The sequence below is a fragment of the Grylomicrobium aquisgranense genome (assembly GCF_033971865.1).
GTDB classification, from domain to species: Bacteria; Bacillota_I; Bacilli_A; order Erysipelotrichales; family Erysipelotrichaceae; genus Bulleidia; species Bulleidia massiliensis.
Genome location: NZ_JALBUR010000002.1, coordinates 1 through 19,430, shown reverse-complemented (window position 1 = coordinate 19,430; position 19,430 = coordinate 1). Strand labels below are relative to the sequence as shown.

The window sequence follows — 19,430 nt, the reverse complement described above, 5'->3', positions numbered from 1 at the left end:
CCGATAACCACTGCATGTGGAAAATACAGGAGGAAAACCACATGGCAAAGAAAATTGCAAAGATTTCAAAGCTGCAGTTCCCTGCCGGCGGTGCTAAACCGGGTCCAGCTCTGGCTGCTGCCGGTATTAACATGCCGAAGTTCTGCACAGAATTCAACGACAAGACAAAGGATAGAAAGGGCGATATCGTTCCTGTCATCATTACTGCATATGAAGACAAGAGCTTTGATTTCGTTCTGAAGACTACTCCGGCTGCTGTTCTTCTGCTGAAGGCTGCTGGTGTCAAGAAGGGCTCCGGTACACCGAAGACTGTCAAGGCTGGCAAGATCACAAAGGATCAGCTGAAGGAGATTGCGGAGTACAAGATGCCGGATCTCAACGCCAATGATGTTGAGGCTGCAATGAAGATTGTGGCTGGCACAGCCCGCAACATGGGTATTGAAGTAGAAGGAATGGAGGACTGACTCAGATGGCAGGCAAGAAGTATAAGGCAGCTAAAGAGCTGGTAGATTCCAATAAGCAGTACCCGTATGCTGAGGCAGTTGCCCTGGCTAAGAAGACAAATACAGCTAAGTTTGATGCAACGGTTGAAGTCAGCTTCTCGCTGAATGTTGATCCGCGTCAGGCTGATCAGAACATCAGAGGCGCTATGGTGCTGCCGAATGGTACTGGCAGAAGCCAGAGAGTTCTGGTAGTTACCCAGGGTGCCAAGGCTGAAGAGGCTAAGAATGCTGGTGCTGATATTGTCGGTGCAGCAGATGTTCTTGAGAAGATCAAGGGCGGCTGGATGGACTTTGATGTCATCGTTGCTACCCCGGATATGATGGGTCAGCTGGGCCGTCTTGGTAAGATTCTTGGTCCGCGCGGCCTGATGCCGAACCCTAAGACAGGTACTGTGACAATGAACATTGCCAGTGCTGTTGAAGAGATCAAGAAAGGTAAGGTTACATACCGTGTCGATAAGGACGGCAATGTGAACTGCCTGATCGGCAAGTGCAGCTTCTCTGAGGATGCACTGGCTGCCAACTACAAAGCTCTCTATGATCAGATCGTCAAGGTAAAGCCGACATCTGTCAAGGGCGCTTATATCAAGGGCATCACGGTTTCTACAACGATGGGTCCTGGTATCAAGGTAGCTGCTGAATAAGTAAGCACACAGGAAGTCAGTCTGATGGCTGGCTTCTTTTTTTCGTTTGCTATAATAGAAGCAGAGGTGAAAATGATGCTGAATACGGATAGAGTCAATCGTGTTTTGAATAAGCTGCAGCAGGATGCCCTGCTGGTGATGGATCCTTATGCCATCGATTATCTGTGTGGAAAACATTTTGAGCCGGGTGAAAGATTCCTTGGCTTGCTGTTGCGCAAAGACAAAGAGCCAGTGCTCTATGTCAATGCCCTGTTCCGCTTTGATGATGATCTGGGCTTACGCAAAGTCTATTATGATGATACCGATGATGTCACTGCGATGCTGAGAAAGGATCTGGATCCTAACCAGAGCCTCGGTGTGGATAAGATCATGCCAGCCAGATTCCTGCTGCCATTGATGGAGCAGAAAGCAGCGTCAAGCTTTGCATTGGGATCATTGGCTGTAGATCAGACCCGTGCGGTCAAAGACAGACATGAGATTGAGCTGATGCGTGCCTCTTCTCATGTGAATGATCTTGCTATGGAACAGTTCAAGAAGCTGATTCGCGAAGGCGTGACAGAAGTGGAAGTTGCTGATCAGATGCTTGCCATCTACAAGAAGCTTGGTGCTTCCGGCTATTCCTTTGATCCGATTGTGGCCTTTGGCGATAATGCAGCAGATCCGCATCATATGCCGGATGACACTGTGCTGGAAGAGGGCGACATCGTCCTGTTTGATGTTGGCTGTGTGGTCAACGGATATTGCTCTGATATGACAAGAACATTCTTCTATAAACAGTATCCGGACAAGGAAGCGGAGAAGGTCTACAACCTTGTCAGAGAAGCCAATGAACAAAGTGAAGAGATGCTGAAACCAGGCGTGGAGATTGCCATGGTTGACAAGAAGGCACGCGATATCATCACCAATGGCGGTTATGGTGAAGACTTTACCCACAGACTGGGCCACTTCATCGGCCTGCAGGACCATGAATACGGTGATGTTTCCAGCACAAACCACAATCTGGAAGAGGCTGGCATGATTCATTCTATTGAGCCGGGTATCTATCATCCAGGCATTGCCGGTGTCAGAATTGAAGACCTTGTTCTGATTACAGAAGATGGCCATGAGGTATTGAATCACTATCCGCATGATATTGAAGTGATTGGATGATACCAGACAACAAAAGCTCCGAAAACGGAGCTTTTTAGGTGGATTACTGTACTGATTCGTTTCTGATCATACCTGTATCTGTCTCCTGACACCAGTCAGCTAACAGCTGCAGGTATTTTTCTGTATACTCCGCAAAGACCATATGCCTTGCATTGGCAAACAATTCCCATCTGGCATAGGGCAGATGGTCATACATGGTTTTCGCAATCAATGGCGTACACAGATCATCTGTTCCACTGATGATCAGACAGGGTACTTTGATTTCACACAGTTTGTCGGTCACATCAAAATTCTTCAGGGTGCCCTGCGGTGTGAGCTCATTAGGTCCCCAGGCAGTCATATAGGATTCTGTTCCGCTTCTTTTCTCTCTTCTTAAGCATTCCGGATCATTGTCTTTGATATCTGCACAGTGCAGCTTCATATAGCGGGCGATGGCTTCCTGTGCCATTTCGCCCTGCCAGTTTCCGGTTTCTTCGGCTTTCGCGATGGCATCCTGCTCTTCTTTTGTCATATATTTCAGCATGCGGTGCTGTTCTCTGCCCCAAAGCTGCGAACTGGAAAGCGTGGAAGAAAGAATCAGTGACTGCAGGCCCTGCGGCTGCTGCAGTGCATACGCTAATGCAAGCATACCGCCCCAGGACTGGCCAAGCAGATGAAATCTGGTCAGATGCAGCGATTTGATCACATTGTCCAGCTCTTCCATCCATGTGGATAACGTCCAGAGCTCTGGATGATGATCCACATAGCTGTTTCCGCATCCCAGCTGGTCATAGCTGATCACAGTCCGCTGCTTTGCAAGAGGATCCAGCACTTCGAAATAATTGTGGGTGCTGCCAGGGCCGCCATGTAATAAAAGGATCGGCACACTGTCCTGATCATCTTCTTTTACAATGCGCACATAGGTCTGATATTCACGGAACGGGATGTATTTTTCCTCAATCATGGCTGTTCTCCTTATGATGGAATGGTTTGTAGTGCTGCATGCACATGGTAATGAACTCTGCCAGCATGTCGGTGAATGAATCATTCTGATTCGTAAATCCGGCAAGCTCCATTGCTTTGATGGTTAATGGTGATGCCTGGGTATGGGCATACAGGCCGCTGCTTTCATATAAGAAGGTCAGAAACATCTGCTGGATCTGTTTCTGGCTTAAAGAAGGACACTGCTTTTTCAACAGTGCATAGACGGGGGCACGGTCTTCTCTGACCTGCTTTTTAAAGGCGGTCAGTGCTTCCAGAGAAACATTCTGCTCAATGATCTGGGCAAGGATGCTTTGATAGTGTATAAAGTCCAGATGATGGAAGAAGATCTCTGCCATTTTTGCACCGAAAAGGGCGGGATCGCACGGCACGATGTCCTCCATGCTCTGCATTTCCTGGATACAGTCTTTTTCTTTTTGCAGGTACAGCTGCAGAAAGATCTCTTCTTTTGTTTTGACATAGCGGTACAGGTTGGCCCGGGAAGATCCAAGATTCCTGGCAATGGTGGACAGTGTGATCGATTGATACGGCATCTTGTGAAACTGTGCGTCGGCAACTTCCATGACCGCACTCATACGGATTTCCTTCTGCTCTTTTGTACGCGCTCTGATGAATTCTTCTGACATGGTTTTCTCCGGTGATATTGTAACATATGTTTCATATAAATAACATGTTGTCACTTATTGACAAATGACAACGTGTCGCTTATATTGATGCTGTGAGGTAAAACCATGGAAAAAGTCAGGCTGAACAATGGCATGGAAATGCCGTGCATAGGATTGGGTGTGTTTCAGGTAGACGGCAATACTTGTGAGAAAGCCGTTTCCAATGCACTTGCTCTGGGCTATCGGCACATTGACAGTGCGCATCATTATTTCAATGAAGCGGCGGTTGGCAAAGCAGTACGGGAAAGCAGCGCAGCCCGCAGTGAGATCTGGGTGACAAGCAAGATCTGGCCAAATGAATATGAAGATGAAACAGCAGTTGACCGCATGCTGGATCGTTTTGGCCTGGATTATCTGGATCTTGTGATTCTGCATCAGCAGGTTGGCAGTTATCTTGCTGGGTATCACAATCTGGAGAAGGCGTATGAAGCTGGTAAGATCAGAGCCATCGGCCTTTCCAACTTTGAAAGTGAGCGGCTTGAGGATGTGCTTTCTCATGCCGAGGTAAAACCGCAGATTCTGCAGGTGGAATGCCATCCTTACTTTCAGCAGTGGGATCTGCAGAAGAGGATTGCGCCGTATGGCATGAAAATGGAATGCTGGTATCCGCTGGGACATGGTGATGCCGGGCTGCTCAATGAACCTGTCCTTGTTTCTATTGCAGAGAAGTATCACAAGAGCACTGCCCAGATCATTCTGAAATGGCATGTGATAGAAGGACGTATTCCGCTGCCAAAGTCAACCAATCCGGTGCATCAGAAAGAAAACATTGATCTGTTTGACTTTACGCTGACGGACGGGGAAATACAGCAAATCGAAGCTCTTGACTGCGGCAGGAGATACTGGCATATGACACTTGCCCAGCAGGAAGAGAAGTTTCTGAATATTCATCTGGATTAAGAAAGTAAAAAGGAGAACGTGAAGATGAAAGTTGGCATGATTGGTTTAGGCAATATGGGAATGCCTATGGCAGAAAGACTGCTGGACAAATTTGGTGATCTGATGGTGTATAACCGCACCGCTTCCAAATGTGCACCGCTGTGTGAAAAGCGTGCTGTGCAGGCGAAAAGTGCTGGCGATCTGGCTGCCAGGTGCGATGTGGTTGTGATGTCTCTTGCTGGTCCGGCGGCTGTTTCGGCAGTGATGAAAGAAGTGCTTTCTGATGGACATGAAGGCTTGTGTGTGCTGGATACATCGACGATTTCTCCGGAACTTTCCCGGGAAATGGCAGCTGCTGCAGATGAGAAAAACATGCACTATATCGACTGCCCGGTATCCGGCGGACCTGCTGGTACTGCCAGAGGAACACTGTCGATCATGATTGGCTGTGAAGAAGAACCATTTGTCAGTCATGGCTGGAAAGAAGTGACCGATGCCTTTGCAAAGACTTACTTCTTCATGAAGAATCCGGGCATGGGAAGTGCCATTAAACTGATTAATAATTTCATGGCATTCTCTGCGCAGGTGATCAATGGGGAGGCACTGTCAATGGCGGATGCACTTGGCATATCAGCAACTGATTTCTATGCCGTGACGACGGCTTCTTCTGGCAATAATATGATTCTGAAAGCAAAAATGAACAAGGTACTTTCAGGGGACAGAAAGCCGGGCTTTGCGACGGATCTTGTCGTGAAAGACCTGGAACTTGCGGATGATTTGTGCCATGATGCAAAGGTACCTGCCATCATGTTAAACAATGCATTGCAGATGTACCGGCTTGGCCAGGCAAAGGGCTATGGAAGCGATGATTCTTCTGCGGTGATTGGCATGATCCGGCAGCTGAGAAAGAAGGAAAACTGAGGATGAAGGTATTGATGATCAATGGCTCACCCCACCAGCATGGCTGTGTGGACAGAGCTCTGCAGGAAGTTGGTACGGCATTGAAGCAGGATGGTGTTGACAGTGAGATTTTCTGGATTGGAAACAAGGATATTCGCGGCTGTATTGCCTGCAATCAGTGTCAAAGACTTGGGCACTGTGTCTTTGATGATGCAGTAAATGAGGCTGCAAAGAAGTTTGAAGCTGCGGATGGGTTGATCATCGGCACACCGGTGTACTATGCCTCGGCCAATGGCACCGCAGTATCCTTCATGGACCGGCTGTTTTACAGTTCTCACTTTGATAAGCGCTTCAAGGTGGGGGCTTCGGTTGTCTCTGCCCGACGTGCCGGTACCACAGCCACCTTTGATCAGATGAACAAGTACTTCACGATTGCTGAGATGCCGGTTGTGTCCTCCAGCTATTGGAACATGGTTCATGGCTTTACGGCAGAGGATGTCGAAAAGGATCTGGAGGGCCTGCAGGTGATGCGTGTGCTGGGGCATAATATGGCATTCATGGTCAAGGCAATTGCGGATGCGAAGCAGAAGTATGGCCTGCCGGCGGAGGAAAAGCACGTTTTTACGAATTTCATCGATTAAATCTGGTGGAAATGCATGTCCTGACATGCATTTTTTATGTTTTCGCATTGACAGGTTCTCCAGGACAAAGTAATATTTACAGGCGTTATCAAATACCATAGACAGTAACTGCGGAAGCTTAATTTGTTACCGAGGTAAAAAGGATATGTACTTTTTGGCCCTCGCTTTCGCGTGGGCTTTATTTATGAGTAGGCGATAACACGGAAATATGGAGGTGAAGAGATGAATCAGGATGTATTGAAGTCCAAGCAGAGCGTTGTCAGCGAAATCGAAGACAAGTTCAAGAATTCCTCTTCTGCCGTCGTTGCGGAGTATCGCGGACTCAGTGTTGCTGAGGTTACCGAACTGCGCAGAGCCCTGCGTGCTGAGGGTGTTGAGATGAAAGTCTATAAGAACACTCTGGCTGCCAAGGCTGCTGAAAACGTCGGTTATGGAGATCTCAAGGATTCTCTGACTGGTCCGAATGCGCTGGCATTTGGTTCTGATGAGACTGCTGCTGCGCGTGTCATGGCAAAGTTTGCCAAGAAACACAAGGCTCTGGTTCTCAAAGGAGGCGTTGTAGAGGGCAAGGTCGTTGATGATAAGACTGTTGCTGCGCTGTCTGCACTGCCGAACCGCGAAGGCATGCTGTCTATGCTGCTTTCCGTACTGAATGCGCCGGTTTCTTCATTCGCTCGTGTCGTTAAGGCTGTTGCGGATCAGAAGAATGAAGGTGCGCCTGCAGAAGAAGCAGGATCTAATGAAAAGGCTGCTGAAGAGGCAGCTGCCTAAGGAAGAGGAGGAAAATAATCCATGGCAAAGTTAACACAGGAAGATATTCTTGCATATCTTGATGAAGCTACTATTCTCGAGCTCAATGATCTGGTTAAGGCAATCGAAGACAAGTATGGCGTAACTGCTGCTGCTCCTGTTGCTGCAGCTGCTGCTCCGGCTGAGGACGCTGCTGATGCTGCTCCGAAGAACGTTACTGTTGTTCTGACAAGCTTCGGCGACAAGAAGGTTGCTGTTATCAAGGCAGTCCGTGAGATCACAGGTCTGGGTCTGGTTGATGCCAAGAAGCTGGTTGATGCTGTACCGTCTGAGCTGAAGAAGGATGTTCCGGCTGACGAAGCTGAGAAGATCAAGGCTACTCTGACAGATGCAGGCGCAACTGTCGAACTGAAGTAAGAGCACCACAATTTCTGAAAAGCTTTACGCTTTTCGGCCCAGGAGTATCGATATAAGTGACACACTATTTCACTGACAACCGAAATCTCAAAGAAAACCGGAAGGAGCACTCTTTCCGGTTTTCGGGCCATTTATACACATTTGTCACTGACAACGGCGTCTTTTCCAAAACCGGCGTTGACTATGGCACACTCGTCCTGCTTGAAAGCTGTGAACATGAAGATCTTCATGGTGAGATCCTTGATATGGGATGCGGGTACGGCGCAATTGGAATTGTCCTGAAGGGACTGTTTCCTTCTGCGCATGTCACCTGTGCCGATGTCAATCCACGGGCATGCGAGCTGACCGTGCTCAACGCAGAAAAGAATGAACTGTCGGTATCAGTACTTGTTTCCGATGGCTATGCGGCCGTAGAAGGCTCTTTCGATGCCATCGTGACAAATCCCCCGATCCGGGCGGGCAAGAGAGTGATTTATCCCATGTTTGAAGATGCCTTTGCACATCTGTCTGCAGGCGGGATCTTTCTGGCTGTCATACGGCGGGCGCAGGGTGCAGAAAGCGCCCAGAAAAAGCTTCTCTCTGTGTTCGGCAATTGTGAGATCATCAGCCGTGACCGGGGCTACTGGGTGTTGAAGTGTGTGAAAAATTGACAAGTTGAATGTGTAATGTTAATATAGTAAACTGCAAAAGAATCCAAATTGGGTAAGGGGTAAAACTACCCTTTTTGGCGTTACGAGATGCGTGTGAAAGGATGGCGTACATGGAGAATAAGCAAACATACCACGTTGTGCAGTACGGCAAGAAAGCATCCCGCAGGGATTATTCAAAAGTAAGCAGCGGTCTGGATCTTCCGGATTTAACGGAAATTCAGACAAAGTCTTTTGACTGGTTTCTGAAGGAAGGCATCAGGGAGGTATTTGACGATATCTACCCCATCAGCAACTATGCCGGCAACATCCGTCTGAAGTTCCTGGACTATGAGTTCGGTGAACCGAAATATTCGATCAGCGAGTGCAAATACCGTGAGGTGAACTACAGTGCTCAGCTGAAGGCCAAGATGGAACTGGAGATCATGGACAATGAGACCGGTGAAGTCATGACCAAGTGGGAGGAAGTCTTCCTCGGTGATTTCCCGATGATGACTCCGACCGGCACTTTTATCATCAACGGCGCAGAACGTGTTATCGTTTCGCAGATTGTCCGTTCCCCGGGTGCTTACTTTGATATTGTTTCAGAGGAGAGAACCGGCCGTGATACGTATACATGCGAGCTGATTCCGAGCCGCGGCACCTGGCTGGAATTCATGTCTGATGACAAGAAGGCAGCCCTGGGCAGAATCATGAATGTGTCCATTGACCGCCGCCGTAAGATTCTCAGCACCATCCTGTTCAAGGCGATCGGCATGGCCCTGGATCCGGAGAAGGGTGAGGATACCCATGATACAACTGCTATGGAGAAGTTCCTGCAGGCCATGAACTTCGAGGTTCATAAGGACGTTGTTGTACCGGAAGAACCGCGTGATCTGCAGAACGACTATATGCTGCTGTATACTTCCGTCTTCGGTGACTATGAAGAAGTGAAGAATACACTGGCTGCGGATAAGACCAATACCAAAAACGAAGCTCTGCTTTCGGTTTATGAAAACCAGCGTGCGGATGAAATTGCGACCATCGATGGTTCATTGAACCTGATGGATGCCAAGTTCTTTGATTATCGCCGCTATGATCTGACCAAGGCAGGACGCTACAAGGTCAGAAAGAAGCTGAACATTCTGGACCGTATGGAAGGTCATGAGCTTGTTGAAGATCTGATCGGTGCCGATGGTACACTGCTGTGGCCGAAGGACAAGCTGATTGACAAGGAAGCACGCAATCAGCTGCGCGATGAGATCAACAAGGGCATCAACTGCCGTGCTCTGCCGTTCACCCATAGATTCTCTCATCCGGTGACTGCTGTGATGAGTACAGAATGGAAGAACGCACTGGTAGGCAGAATCCTGGCCGTTGACCTGGATGGCAGCAGCGAGGAAACACAGCTGGATGCCGGTACTGTTCTGAGTGAGAAGAACGTGGCAGATCTTGCCAAAGAGTTCAAGGAAGTCACTGTCTGGACAGGCGTCTATGGTCAGGCTGCGAAGCTGACCAATGCCAATGTCAATGCCGTGCTGGATCTTGGTTCCCGCATGTATGTCATTGGCCGTCTGACTGAAAATGGCACAGATGTCCTGGATAAGGATGGTGAACTGGTCGCTGACCGCTACATTCCGGATGAAGCACCGCTGAAGCTGACAACAGCCCAGAAGGATTACATCCAGAAGAGGGTCATGGCTGGTGAAGAGATTTCTGTATGGCTGGTTGGTGCCTGCGTACAGGAAGTTGAGGTCAAGGCTGAAGATGGTCATGCTGTGAAGCTGATCGGTATTGATCCGCTCAACCAGAAGCACACAATTACGATGAGTGATATGTATGCACTGTACAACTATGAGCTGACAATGCTGGATGGTATCGGTACACAGGATGATATCGATATGCTGTCCAACCGTCGTATCCGTACAGTCGGAGAGCTGATCCAGAACCAGTTCCGTATCGGTCTTTCCCGTATGGAGAGAGTCGTCAAGGAAAGAATGTCTATTGCCGAGGCTGGCAGCCTGACCCCGAAGCAGCTGACCAATATCCGTCCGCTGACAGCAGCGATCAAGGAGTTCTTCTCTTCTTCCCAGCTGTCTCAGTTCATGGATCAGGAAAACCCGCTGGCTATGCTTTCCAACAAGCGCCGTATTTCCGCTCTTGGTCCGGGTGGTCTGACCCGTGAAAGAGCAGGCTTCGAAGTCCGTGATATTCATAACTCTCACTATGGCCGTATCTGCCCGATTGAGACACCTGAAGGACCGAACATTGGTCTGATTTCCTACCTGACATCCTATGCCAAGGTGAATGAGTATGGCTTTATCGAGACACCTTACCGCAAGGTCATTGATGGCAAGGTTACCGATGATATCAAGTACATGGCTGTGGACGAGGAGTATGATCACATCATTGCCCAGGCCAACGAGATCAAGGACGGCCACCTGGCTGGCGACAAGGTTGTTGCCAGAATCAAGGGTGAAACTGTGATGGTGGATGCCTCTACAGTTGACTATGCCGACGTTTCGCCGCGCCAGATTGTATCTGTTGCGACGGCCTGCGTGCCTTTCCTGGAAAACGATGACTGCACACGTGCCCTGATGGGTGCCAACATGCAGCGTCAGGCTGTTCCGCTGCTCAATCCGCACAGCGCCTATGTCGGTACTGGCATGGAATATGCCATTGCCCATGACTCCGGTGCTGCCTGTGTCGCAACTGCCCCTGGTGTTGTTTCCTTCGTGGATGCCACCAAGGTTGTTGTCACTGAGGAAGACGGACATGAACATACGTATGAGCTGGTCAAGTACCAGCGCTCCAACTCTTCTACCTGCCTGAACCAGAAGCCGATTGTCTGGGATGGTGAGAAGGTAGACAAGGGTGATATCCTGGCCGATGGTCCGTCCATGTACAATGGGGAGCTGGCTCTTGGTCAGAACGTGCTGGTTGCCTTCATGACATGGCATGGCTACAACTATGAGGATGCCATCATCATGTCAGAGAGAATGCAGTACGATGATGTCTACACATCTGTTCATATCGAGGAATACGATATCGAATGCCGTGAGACCAAGCTTGGTCCGGAAGAGATTACCCGTGATATCCCGAATGTTGCCGAAGCTGCCTGCCGCAATCTGGATGGCAGAGGCATTGTCATGGTTGGCGCCGACGTCAAGGAAGGCGACATCCTGGTTGGCAAGGTGACGCCGAAGGGACAGTCTGAAGTATCTCCGGAAGAGAAGCTGCTGCTGGCCATCTTTGGTGAGAAGTCCCGTGAAGTGCGTGACAATTCCCTGAAGGTGCCGCATGGCGGTGCCGGTACTGTCCACAGCGTGAGAGTATTCAAGCGCAAGGACAACCATGAACTGCCGCCGGGAGTCAATGAGGTCGTCAAGGTCTACATCGTGCAGAAACGTAAGATTTCTGAAGGTGATAAGATGGCTGGCCGTCATGGCAACAAGGGTGTCATTTCCCGCATCAATCCGGTTGAGGATATGCCGTACATGGAGGATGGTACCCCGATCGATATCATGCTGAATCCGTTCGGCGTGCCTTCCCGTATGAATATCGGACAGGTGCTTGAGCTGCATCTTGGCATGGCAGCCAGAAAGCTGAATGTCAAGTTTGCAACACCGGTCTTCGATGGTGTTTCCAACGAGGATCTCCGTGACATTATGAAAGAAGCCAATGTTTCCCCGGATGGCAAATACGTTCTGTATGATGGCCAGACAGGTGAGGCATTTGATGAAAGAATTGCAGTCGGCGTGATGTACATGATCAAGCTGGCTCACATGGTCGATGATAAGCTCCATGCCCGTGCAACCGGACCTTACTCTCTGGTAACACAGCAGCCGTTGGGCGGCAAGGCCCAGAACGGCGGCCAGAGATTTGGTGAAATGGAAGTCTGGGCTCTGGAAGCATATGGTGCTGCCCATGTTCTGCAGGAAATCCTGACCGTGAAGTCTGATGATATCATGGGCCGTACAAAGACCTATGAAGCAATTGTCAAGGGACAGGATCTGCCTGAGCCGGGCATTCCGGAATCCTTCCGTGTCATGGTTCATGAACTGCAGGCTCTGGCTCTGGATGTCAGAATGCTGGATGACGATGGCAATGAGATGGATCTGAAGCAGATGGAGCAGGAAGAGCTGCGTGAAGAGACAACACTCGACATGAGCCGCCAGAACATCGTCAACGATGCGGCGGAGAATGGCGATCTGACCATCCGTGACCACATTGATGAAGAGGACGCTCCGGAAGCTGCCATTGTCGGCTTTGGCGATGATGACGATGAAAGCGGAGACGATAAGGAGGGCGAGTAATGAATATCAACAATTTCACAGCCTTTAAAGTAGGACTCGCATCACCTGAGAAGATTCGTGAATGGTCTTATGGCGAAGTCAAGAAGCCTGAGACAATCAACTACCGTTCCCAGAAGCCGGAGCGTGACGGCTTGTTCTGTGAGCGTATCTTTGGTCCGACCAAGGACTGGGAATGTGCCTGCGGCAAGTACAAGAAGATCCGCTATCAGGGTGTGGTCTGCGACCGCTGTGGTGTTGAAGTTACCAAGTCCAGTGTGCGCCGTGAACGTATGGGCCACATTGAACTGGCTGCCCCGGTTGCCCACATCTGGTATCTGCGCGGCATTCCGAGCCGCATGTCCCTGCTGCTGAACGTACCGCCGAAGCAGCTGGAAGAAGTTGTTTACTTTGTGTCCTGGATCGTGACTGATCCGGGTGATACAGGCCTGGCTTACAAGCAGATTCTTTCTGAGAAGGAATTCCGTGAGAATACAGCCATTTATGGACCGGGCAGCTTCACTGCTGCTACCGGTGCTGAGGCTGTCAAGACGCTGCTGGAACAGGTAGATCTGCAGGCTGAGTATGATGGCATCATGAAGGAACTGGATGGTGCCAAAGGTGACAAGCGCAAGAAGCTGATCAAGCGTCTGGAAACAGTGGAAGCATTCATGACCTCTGGCAATAAGCCGGAGTGGATGGTGCTGACTGTTCTGCCGGTCATTCCGCCGGATTTAAGACCGATGCTGCAGCTGGATGGCGGCCGTTTTGCAACAAGTGATCTGAACGATCTCTACCGCCGTGTCATCACCCGTAACAACCGTCTGAAGAAGCTGCTGGAACTTGGCACACCTGCCATCATTGTCCAGAACGAAAAGAGAATGCTGCAGGAGTCGGTCGATGCTTTGATCGATAACGGCAGACGTTCCAAGCCGGTCACTGGTGCCGGCGGCCGTGCTCTGAAGTCTTTGTCCCATGCCCTCAAGGGTAAGCAGGGACGTTTCCGTCAGAACCTGCTCGGCAAGCGTGTTGACTTCTCCGGCCGTTCCGTTATCGCCATCGGCCCGTACCTGAAGATGTGGCAGTGCGGTCTGCCGAAGGAAATGGCAATCAACCTGTACAAGCCGTTCGTGATCAACGAACTGGTCAACCAGAACATTGCCTCCAATCCGAAGACTGCTGAAAAGCTCATTGCCAGACTGGATCCGCGTGTCTGGGATGTTGTTGAAAAGGTCATTGCTGACCACCCGGTATTCCTGAACCGTGCACCGACACTGCACAGACTTGGTATTCAGGCATTCTTCCCGATCCTGGTTGAAGGACGTGCAATCCGTGTCCATCCGCTGGTCTGCCCGGCATTCAATGCCGACTTCGATGGTGACCAGATGGCTGTCCATCTCCCGCTTGGTGAGATGGCAAGAGCTGAGACGGAAGTTCTCATGCTTGGTTCCAATAACATTCTGGGCCCGAAGGATGGTAAACCGATCGTTACACCTGGACAGGACCTCGTGCTTGGCAACTTCTATCTGAACATGGAAGAAACCGCACAGGAGTTCTATAACAAGGCAGATGCCCTGGAGAACCTTGGCGAAAAGAGCGAGGCTGCCAGATGGAGAAGATATGGTGACAATGAAGGCCATGTCTTCAAGGATCCCAATGAAGTTCTGATGGCGTATCAGACTGGTGTTGTGCATCTGCACAGCCGTATTGCCCTGCCGGCAAAGACTGTTGGCAAGACATGCTTCACAGAGCATCAGAATGAATGCTATCTGCTGACATCTGTCGGCAAGATCATCTTCAACAGTGTCTTCCCGTCGGATTTCCCGTATTTGAATGAAACAAATGCAGCTAATCTGAAGGTGACGCCGGATGATGACTTTGTACCGATGGGCACTGATATTACCAAGGAATTTGCCTCTAGAAGAATTCATGGTGAGTTCAAGAAGAAGGACCTTGGCAATCTGATCGCTGCTGTGTTTGACAAGTATAAGACACACGGTACATCCGATATCCTCGACTCTTTGAAGGATATGGGCTATCTGTACTCTACTGTTGCCGGTATGACCGTTGCCCTGAGTGACATCAAGGTTGCACCGCACAAGGAAGAAATGGTTGAAGAAGGCCGTAAGAAGGCTGATGAGCTCAACCGTTTAAGAGACAGAGGCCTGCTGACTATGCAGGAGTGGGACCGTGCTTATCAGGAACTGTGGGCTGCTGTCAAGGATAAAGTCGGTGATACGCTGATGGCATCTCTGCCGCGTATGAACCCGATCAACATGATGGCTGTCTCTGGTGCCCGTGGCAACAAGAATCACTTCACCCAGCTGGCTGGTATGCGTGGTCTGATGGCCCGTCCTACCCAGTCCAAGAGTAAGAAGGAATATCAGCCTTCCATCATCGAAGTCCCGATTACATCGTGCTTCCGTGAAGGCATGAGCGTATCCGAATTCTTCATTTCCACCCATGGTGTCCGTAAGGGACTTACCGATACCGCTTTGAAGACCGCTGAATCTGGTTATCTGACAAGACGTCTGGTCGATGTTGCCCAGGAAGTCATCATTTCCGAGGACGACTGCGGTACCGACAAGGCATACCTGGTAGAAGATATCATCGATCAGAAGAACAACTCCGTGATCGAAAAGTTCTATGATCGTATCGTCGGCCGTTATACACAGCAGCCGATCACCGATCCTAAGACAGGTGAAGTGATTGTAGATGCGGACCAGTACATCACAGATGAACTGGCGCAGAAGTGTGTGGATGCCGGCGTCAAGCAGGCATACATCCGTAATGTCTTCACATGCGAAGCTGCCAATGGTATCTGCCGCAAGTGCTATGGCAAAAACATGGCTACCGGCAACCTGGTCGAAGAGGGCGAAGCTGTTGGTATCATGGCTGCCCAGGCGATTGGTGAACCTGGTACGCAGCTGACCATGCGTAACTTCCATACCGGCGGTGTTGCGACCCAGAATGGTGATATTACACAGGGTCTTCCGCGTGTCGAGGAATTGTTCGAAGCACGTACACCGAAAGGTGTTGCGGTGATCTCCAAGATTGACGGTGTCGTTTCCGACATCCGTGAACAGGAGAACCACACTGGCATGATCGTCACTGTAACAGGTGAAAAGGAAAGCATTGAGCATAAGTGCGACCTGACTCAGGTCATTCGTCCATGGATCAAGGTTGGCACCAAGGTCAAGGCTGGTGAAAAGCTGACAGAAGGTCAGATTGCACCGAAGGAACTGCTGGAAGTTGCTGGTGTCAGAGCTGTTCAGGAGTACATCCTCAAGGAAGTCAAGAAGGTTTACTCTGCACAGTCCATCGATATCTCCGATAAGCATCTGGAAGTCATGATCCGTCAGATGCTCAAGAAGGTCATTGTGCTCGAAGGCAATGATTCCGGTCTGTCTGCAGGCCAGACACTGTCTCTTGCACATATGAATGCCATCAATGAAAAGCTGCTGGATGAAGGCAAGACACCGGCCAAGTTCGGTCCGATTCTGCTTGGTATTTCCAAGTCTGCCGTCGAAACCGATTCCTTCCTGTCCGCATGCTCGTTCCAGGAGACAACCAGAGTTCTGACCGATGCTGCTGTACGCGGTAAGGTTGACCATCTGCAGGGCCTGAAGGAGAATGTCATCATTGGCAAGCTCATTCCGGCTGGTACTGGCCGTGACTTTGACCGTGAGACAACACGCCGCATCAAGGCACGTGCTGCCCAGCTCAAGGCTGCCCGTGAGGAAAGAAATGCCGAAGTTGCTGCAAACAATGTGCAGAAGCTGCCGGATGATATCCTCAATACAGGTACAGAAGAAGACGATAGCAAGGCTTCTGAAGCTGAATAATCATCAAAGAGACCTTTGGATGAAAGTCATTTCATCCGGATGTCTTTTTTTATCGGCAGGATATTGGTGAAAAATACAAACTTTGTACTCAAACTTACTCTGTATTATAATTGGCAGGAAAAGGAGTAACTGAATATGTGTGGAATTGTAGGATACATTGGGAATCAGCAGGCAGCTCCTATTCTGCTGGATGGCCTGGCAAGACTCGAATACCGCGGCTATGACTCAGCTGGTCTGGCTGTCAGAGACCATGAAAAAGATGTTGAGATCGTCAAAGCCAAGGGCAGACTGAAGGTTCTGGCTGAAAAAACAAATGATGGCAAGGCTTTGATCGGCACCTGCGGCATCGGCCATACCAGATGGGCTACCCATGGGGAACCAAGTGAGCTCAATGCCCATCCGCACTGTTCAGATGACCATAATGTCGTTGGCGTGCACAATGGCATCATTGAGAACTATCAGGAACTGAAGGAAAAGCTGATGCGCCATGACTACAGATTCTATTCGGATACCGATACAGAAGTGGCGATCAAGCTGATTGATTACTATATCAAGAAGTACAACGAAGGTCCTGTGGATGCACTGGCACGGGCGATGATCCGGATCCGGGGCACCTATGCGCTGGCTGTGATGTTCCATGACTATCCGGATGAGATTTACTGTGCCAGAAAGGATGCACCGCTGATCATTGGTACGGTTGGGGATGAAAGCTTCCTGGCATCGGATGTGACTGCCATCATCAATCACACACGCACCGTTTATTACATTGGCAACCAGCAGATTGCAAAGCTTGGTAAGGGTACAGTTACCTTCTATGACATTGACCGTGAAGAAACACAGGTGGAGCCTTCACAAGTGAAGTGGGATGCCCAGGCTGCAGAAAGAGGCGGCTTTGAGCATTTCATGATCAAAGAGATCCATGAACAGCCAAAGGCAGTCAGAGATACACTGAATTCCTTGATCAAAGAAGGCAAGATTGACCTGAGCGAGCAGGGCCTTGATGAGAAGACACTGGCGAAATACAAGCATATTGAGATCGTTGCCTGTGGTTCTGCGTACCATGTTGGTGCAGCCAGCCAGTATGTCATTGAAGATCTTGCCAGAATTCCGGTCCGGATTGAGCTGGCATCCGAGTTCCGCTACCGCAATCCGATTCTGGATCCCACGAATACCTTAGTCATCATTGTTTCCCAGTCTGGTGAAACAGCAGATTCTCTGGCTGCCCTGCGTGAAGCCAGGCAGCTTGGCGCAGATACCCTTGGCATTGTGAATGTGGTTGGCTCTTCGATTGCACGAGAAGCAGACCATGTGCTGTATACACTGGCTGGTCCGGAGATTGCCGTGGCAACGACCAAGGCGTACAGTGCCCAGCTGGTGGCAATGTATGTTATTGCCATCGCCCTTGCCAAGGTGAACGGCAAGATTGATGAGGATCAGGAAGCAGAACTGATCAGTGAACTGCAGCAGCTTCCGGAGAAGATTGGCAAGATTCTGGAAGATAAGGAGAGAATCCAGTGGTTTGCGGCCAAGTATGCCAATGCCCATGATGTGTTCTTTATCGGCAGAGGCCTGGATTATGCGATCAGTATGGAAGGCTCCCTCAAGCTCAAGGAGATCAGCTACATTCATTCTGAGGCATATGCTGCAGGTGAATTAAAGCACGGCACGATCTCACTGATCGAAGACGGCACCCTTGTCATTGGCGTCTGCACACAGCAGAAACTGTTTGAAAAGACAGTTTCCAACATGGTAGAAGTCAAGTCCAGAGGCGCTTATCTGATGGGCGTGACAACCTATGGCAACTATGCCATTGAGGACACTGCCGACTTCACTGTGTATATTCCAAGAACTGATGAGCACTTCACAACATCACTGGCCATTGTGCCGCTGCAGTTGCTGGCATACTACCTCAGTGTGGCAAAGGGCTTGAATGTGGATAAACCAAGAAACCTGGCCAAGAGTGTTACCGTAGAGTAAGAACATCAACTAAAAGATACAGCAAAGGCACATGGTCCATCAGGACTGTGTGCCTTTTCATGGTGTGTCGGGCATGGCACACATCTAGCCTGCAATAGAGGCAGGCCGCGGGTATTTGTCGCCAAGCGAAGTGAACTACCAGCCGAGGGTGAATAACCCAGAGCGAAAGCAGTAGCTAGCATATTTCTGAGCTTACGTACAGAAACCTGATTGAGGCCATAAGGCGGATAAGGCTGCTATGCAAGCTGAAGTCCAAAAGACAAACGTAAAGCCGACCGGTAAATCAGGAAGCTATGGAAATTACAGATGTGTGTCTTACCCCGAGAGATCCTGCGGACAGATGAACCTAAACACAGGGAAACCGAGACGCTTTTAAACAGCTATCGTTATCATCTGGTCGGATAAAGGTCTATCGCAGGAAGTCAGCTGAGGTCATAGTAGTGATGAAGCTTCTGTAACGGAAGTGGAGCGAAGGACCTAATGTTTGTATAGTGTGCCCCACTATACGCAATGTTCGGATAGTCCGAAAGGGAGGATAAGCCTACAGCAGAGGATCGTAACCTCTGACGGCAAAGGGCCCCGGGATGATTCTGAATAATCTACAGATAGAAAGGAATGGCACAGCGGTATGGAATTAATTGAAGTGATTCTGAGTGACGAAAACTTGGAAGAAGCGATCAGAAGGGTTAAGAGAAACCGTGGCGCGGCCGGCGTGGACGGCATGAAAACCAGTGAGCTGGATGAGTATTTCTCTAAACATAAAGAAATAATCAAACAGCAGATCCGGAACATGCAGTACAGACCGAAACCAGTCCGCAGGGTCTATATACCCAAGCCCAATGGCAAGCAAAGGCCATTAGGTATTCCGTCAGTCGCAGACCGGGTGGTACAGCAGGCAGCAGCCCAGGTACTCAGCGGCATCTACGACAGCACATTCAGTGACCATAGTTATGGATTCAGGCCAAACAGAAGCGCACATGATGCGATGAAGGATGTCCTGAATAATCTGAACAGCGGATACGACTGGGTGATTGATCTCGACATCGAAAAGTATTTCGATACGGTGAATCATGACAAATTAATCTCCATTTTGAGAGAAAAGGTAAACGACAAGAGAACGTTACACCTGATCCGGTCCTTTCTGAAGGCTGGCGTCATGGT

At 49.7% G+C, this 19,430-nt stretch carries 15 protein-coding genes and 1 other annotated feature; of the genes, 13 read left to right on the top strand and 2 right to left on the bottom strand.

Going from position 1 to position 19,430, the window contains the following annotated elements:
- Window positions 1–41 precede the first annotated feature (41 nt).
- From rplK to MOZ60_RS01175, 3 genes are all read left to right on the top strand, one after another.
- The gene (gene rplK / locus MOZ60_RS01185; RefSeq protein WP_108774518.1) at window positions 42–464 is read left to right on the top strand and encodes a 50S ribosomal protein L11; all 423 of its coding nucleotides are present in this window, start codon (window positions 42–44) and stop codon (window positions 462–464) included.
- Between the two features lie 5 nt (window positions 465–469).
- A complete protein-coding gene (gene rplA, locus MOZ60_RS01180; RefSeq protein WP_108774517.1) occupies window positions 470–1,147 on the top strand; it encodes a 50S ribosomal protein L1 in 678 nt (225 codons plus the stop codon).
- Window positions 1,148–1,219: 72 nt separating this feature from the next.
- Window positions 1,220–2,296, top strand: a complete 1,077-nt coding sequence (locus MOZ60_RS01175; RefSeq protein ID WP_370595354.1) for a M24 family metallopeptidase — start codon at window positions 1,220–1,222, stop codon at window positions 2,294–2,296.
- A 43-nt stretch (window positions 2,297–2,339) separates the two neighbouring features.
- Here the strand turns inward: MOZ60_RS01175 and pepI are convergent, their stop codons facing one another.
- Entirely contained in the window at window positions 2,340–3,239 is a 900-nt protein-coding gene (pepI, locus tag MOZ60_RS01170) for a proline iminopeptidase (protein WP_370595353.1), read from the bottom strand.
- A complete protein-coding gene (locus MOZ60_RS01165; RefSeq protein WP_370595352.1) occupies window positions 3,232–3,903 on the bottom strand; it encodes a TetR/AcrR family transcriptional regulator in 672 nt (223 codons plus the stop codon). The genes pepI and MOZ60_RS01165 overlap by 8 nt, the downstream gene beginning before the upstream one ends.
- Window positions 3,904–4,008: 105 nt before the next feature.
- Here MOZ60_RS01165 and MOZ60_RS01160 point away from each other — a divergent pair, with 105 nt between their 5' ends.
- From MOZ60_RS01160 to MOZ60_RS01115, 10 genes are all read left to right on the top strand, one after another.
- On the top strand, window positions 4,009–4,842 hold the full coding sequence (locus tag MOZ60_RS01160) for an aldo/keto reductase (protein WP_370595351.1): 834 nt from the start codon (window positions 4,009–4,011) through the stop codon (window positions 4,840–4,842).
- An 18-nt stretch (window positions 4,843–4,860) separates the two neighbouring features.
- Entirely contained in the window at window positions 4,861–5,742 is an 882-nt protein-coding gene (locus MOZ60_RS01155; protein ID WP_371832615.1) for an NAD(P)-dependent oxidoreductase, read from the top strand.
- Window positions 5,743–5,744: 2 nt separating this feature from the next.
- Window positions 5,745–6,362 carry a flavodoxin family protein gene (locus tag MOZ60_RS01150; protein WP_277652423.1) on the top strand — a complete coding sequence of 206 codons (618 nt, stop codon included), beginning with the start codon at window positions 5,745–5,747 and terminating at the stop codon, window positions 6,360–6,362.
- 77 nt (window positions 6,363–6,439) lie between these two features.
- Window positions 6,440–6,554: a sequence feature (ribosomal protein L10 leader region), on the top strand.
- A 30-nt stretch (window positions 6,555–6,584) separates the two neighbouring features.
- Window positions 6,585–7,133 carry a 50S ribosomal protein L10 gene (rplJ, locus tag MOZ60_RS01145; protein WP_108774511.1) on the top strand — a complete coding sequence of 183 codons (549 nt, stop codon included), beginning with the start codon at window positions 6,585–6,587 and terminating at the stop codon, window positions 7,131–7,133.
- 21 nt (window positions 7,134–7,154) lie between these two features.
- Window positions 7,155–7,529: a 50S ribosomal protein L7/L12 gene (rplL, locus tag MOZ60_RS01140; protein WP_108774510.1), complete on the top strand. Its 375-nt coding sequence runs from the start codon at window positions 7,155–7,157 to the stop codon at window positions 7,527–7,529.
- A gap of 56 nt (window positions 7,530–7,585) precedes the next feature.
- Window positions 7,586–8,179 (top strand): class I SAM-dependent methyltransferase, encoded by a 594-nt coding sequence (locus MOZ60_RS01135; protein WP_370595349.1) that lies wholly within the window; start codon window positions 7,586–7,588, stop codon window positions 8,177–8,179.
- Between the two features lie 110 nt (window positions 8,180–8,289).
- Window positions 8,290–12,471 (top strand): DNA-directed RNA polymerase subunit beta, encoded by a 4,182-nt coding sequence (gene rpoB / locus MOZ60_RS01130; protein ID WP_370595348.1) that lies wholly within the window; start codon window positions 8,290–8,292, stop codon window positions 12,469–12,471.
- On the top strand, window positions 12,471–16,292 hold the full coding sequence (rpoC, locus tag MOZ60_RS01125) for a DNA-directed RNA polymerase subunit beta' (protein WP_370595347.1): 3,822 nt from the start codon (window positions 12,471–12,473) through the stop codon (window positions 16,290–16,292). Before rpoB ends, rpoC begins: the two co-directional genes overlap by 1 nt.
- Before the next feature lie 135 nt (window positions 16,293–16,427).
- Window positions 16,428–18,269 (top strand): glutamine--fructose-6-phosphate transaminase (isomerizing), encoded by a 1,842-nt coding sequence (gene glmS, locus MOZ60_RS01120; RefSeq protein ID WP_370595346.1) that lies wholly within the window; start codon window positions 16,428–16,430, stop codon window positions 18,267–18,269.
- A 628-nt stretch (window positions 18,270–18,897) separates the two neighbouring features.
- The coding region (locus MOZ60_RS01115) for a reverse transcriptase domain-containing protein (protein ID WP_370595345.1) at window positions 18,898–19,430 on the top strand (533 nt) is incomplete at its 3' end.

Coding starts and splice junctions, on each gene's coding strand:
- rplK (WP_108774518.1), top strand. CDS start 42: ATGGCAAAGAAAATTGCAAAGATTTCAAAGCTGCAGTTCCCTGCCGGC.
- rplA (WP_108774517.1), top strand. CDS start 470: ATGGCAGGCAAGAAGTATAAGGCAGCTAAAGAGCTGGTAGATTCCAAT.
- MOZ60_RS01175 (WP_370595354.1), top strand. CDS start 1,220: ATGATGCTGAATACGGATAGAGTCAATCGTGTTTTGAATAAGCTGCAG.
- pepI (WP_370595353.1), bottom strand. CDS start 3,239: ATGATTGAGGAAAAATACATCCCGTTCCGTGAATATCAGACCTATGTG.
- MOZ60_RS01165 (WP_370595352.1), bottom strand. CDS start 3,903: ATGTCAGAAGAATTCATCAGAGCGCGTACAAAAGAGCAGAAGGAAATC.
- MOZ60_RS01160 (WP_370595351.1), top strand. CDS start 4,009: ATGGAAAAAGTCAGGCTGAACAATGGCATGGAAATGCCGTGCATAGGA.
- MOZ60_RS01150 (WP_277652423.1), top strand. CDS start 5,745: ATGAAGGTATTGATGATCAATGGCTCACCCCACCAGCATGGCTGTGTG.
- rplJ (WP_108774511.1), top strand. CDS start 6,585: ATGAATCAGGATGTATTGAAGTCCAAGCAGAGCGTTGTCAGCGAAATC.
- rplL (WP_108774510.1), top strand. CDS start 7,155: ATGGCAAAGTTAACACAGGAAGATATTCTTGCATATCTTGATGAAGCT.
- rpoB (WP_370595348.1), top strand. CDS start 8,290: ATGGAGAATAAGCAAACATACCACGTTGTGCAGTACGGCAAGAAAGCA.
- rpoC (WP_370595347.1), top strand. CDS start 12,471: ATGAATATCAACAATTTCACAGCCTTTAAAGTAGGACTCGCATCACCT.
- glmS (WP_370595346.1), top strand. CDS start 16,428: ATGTGTGGAATTGTAGGATACATTGGGAATCAGCAGGCAGCTCCTATT.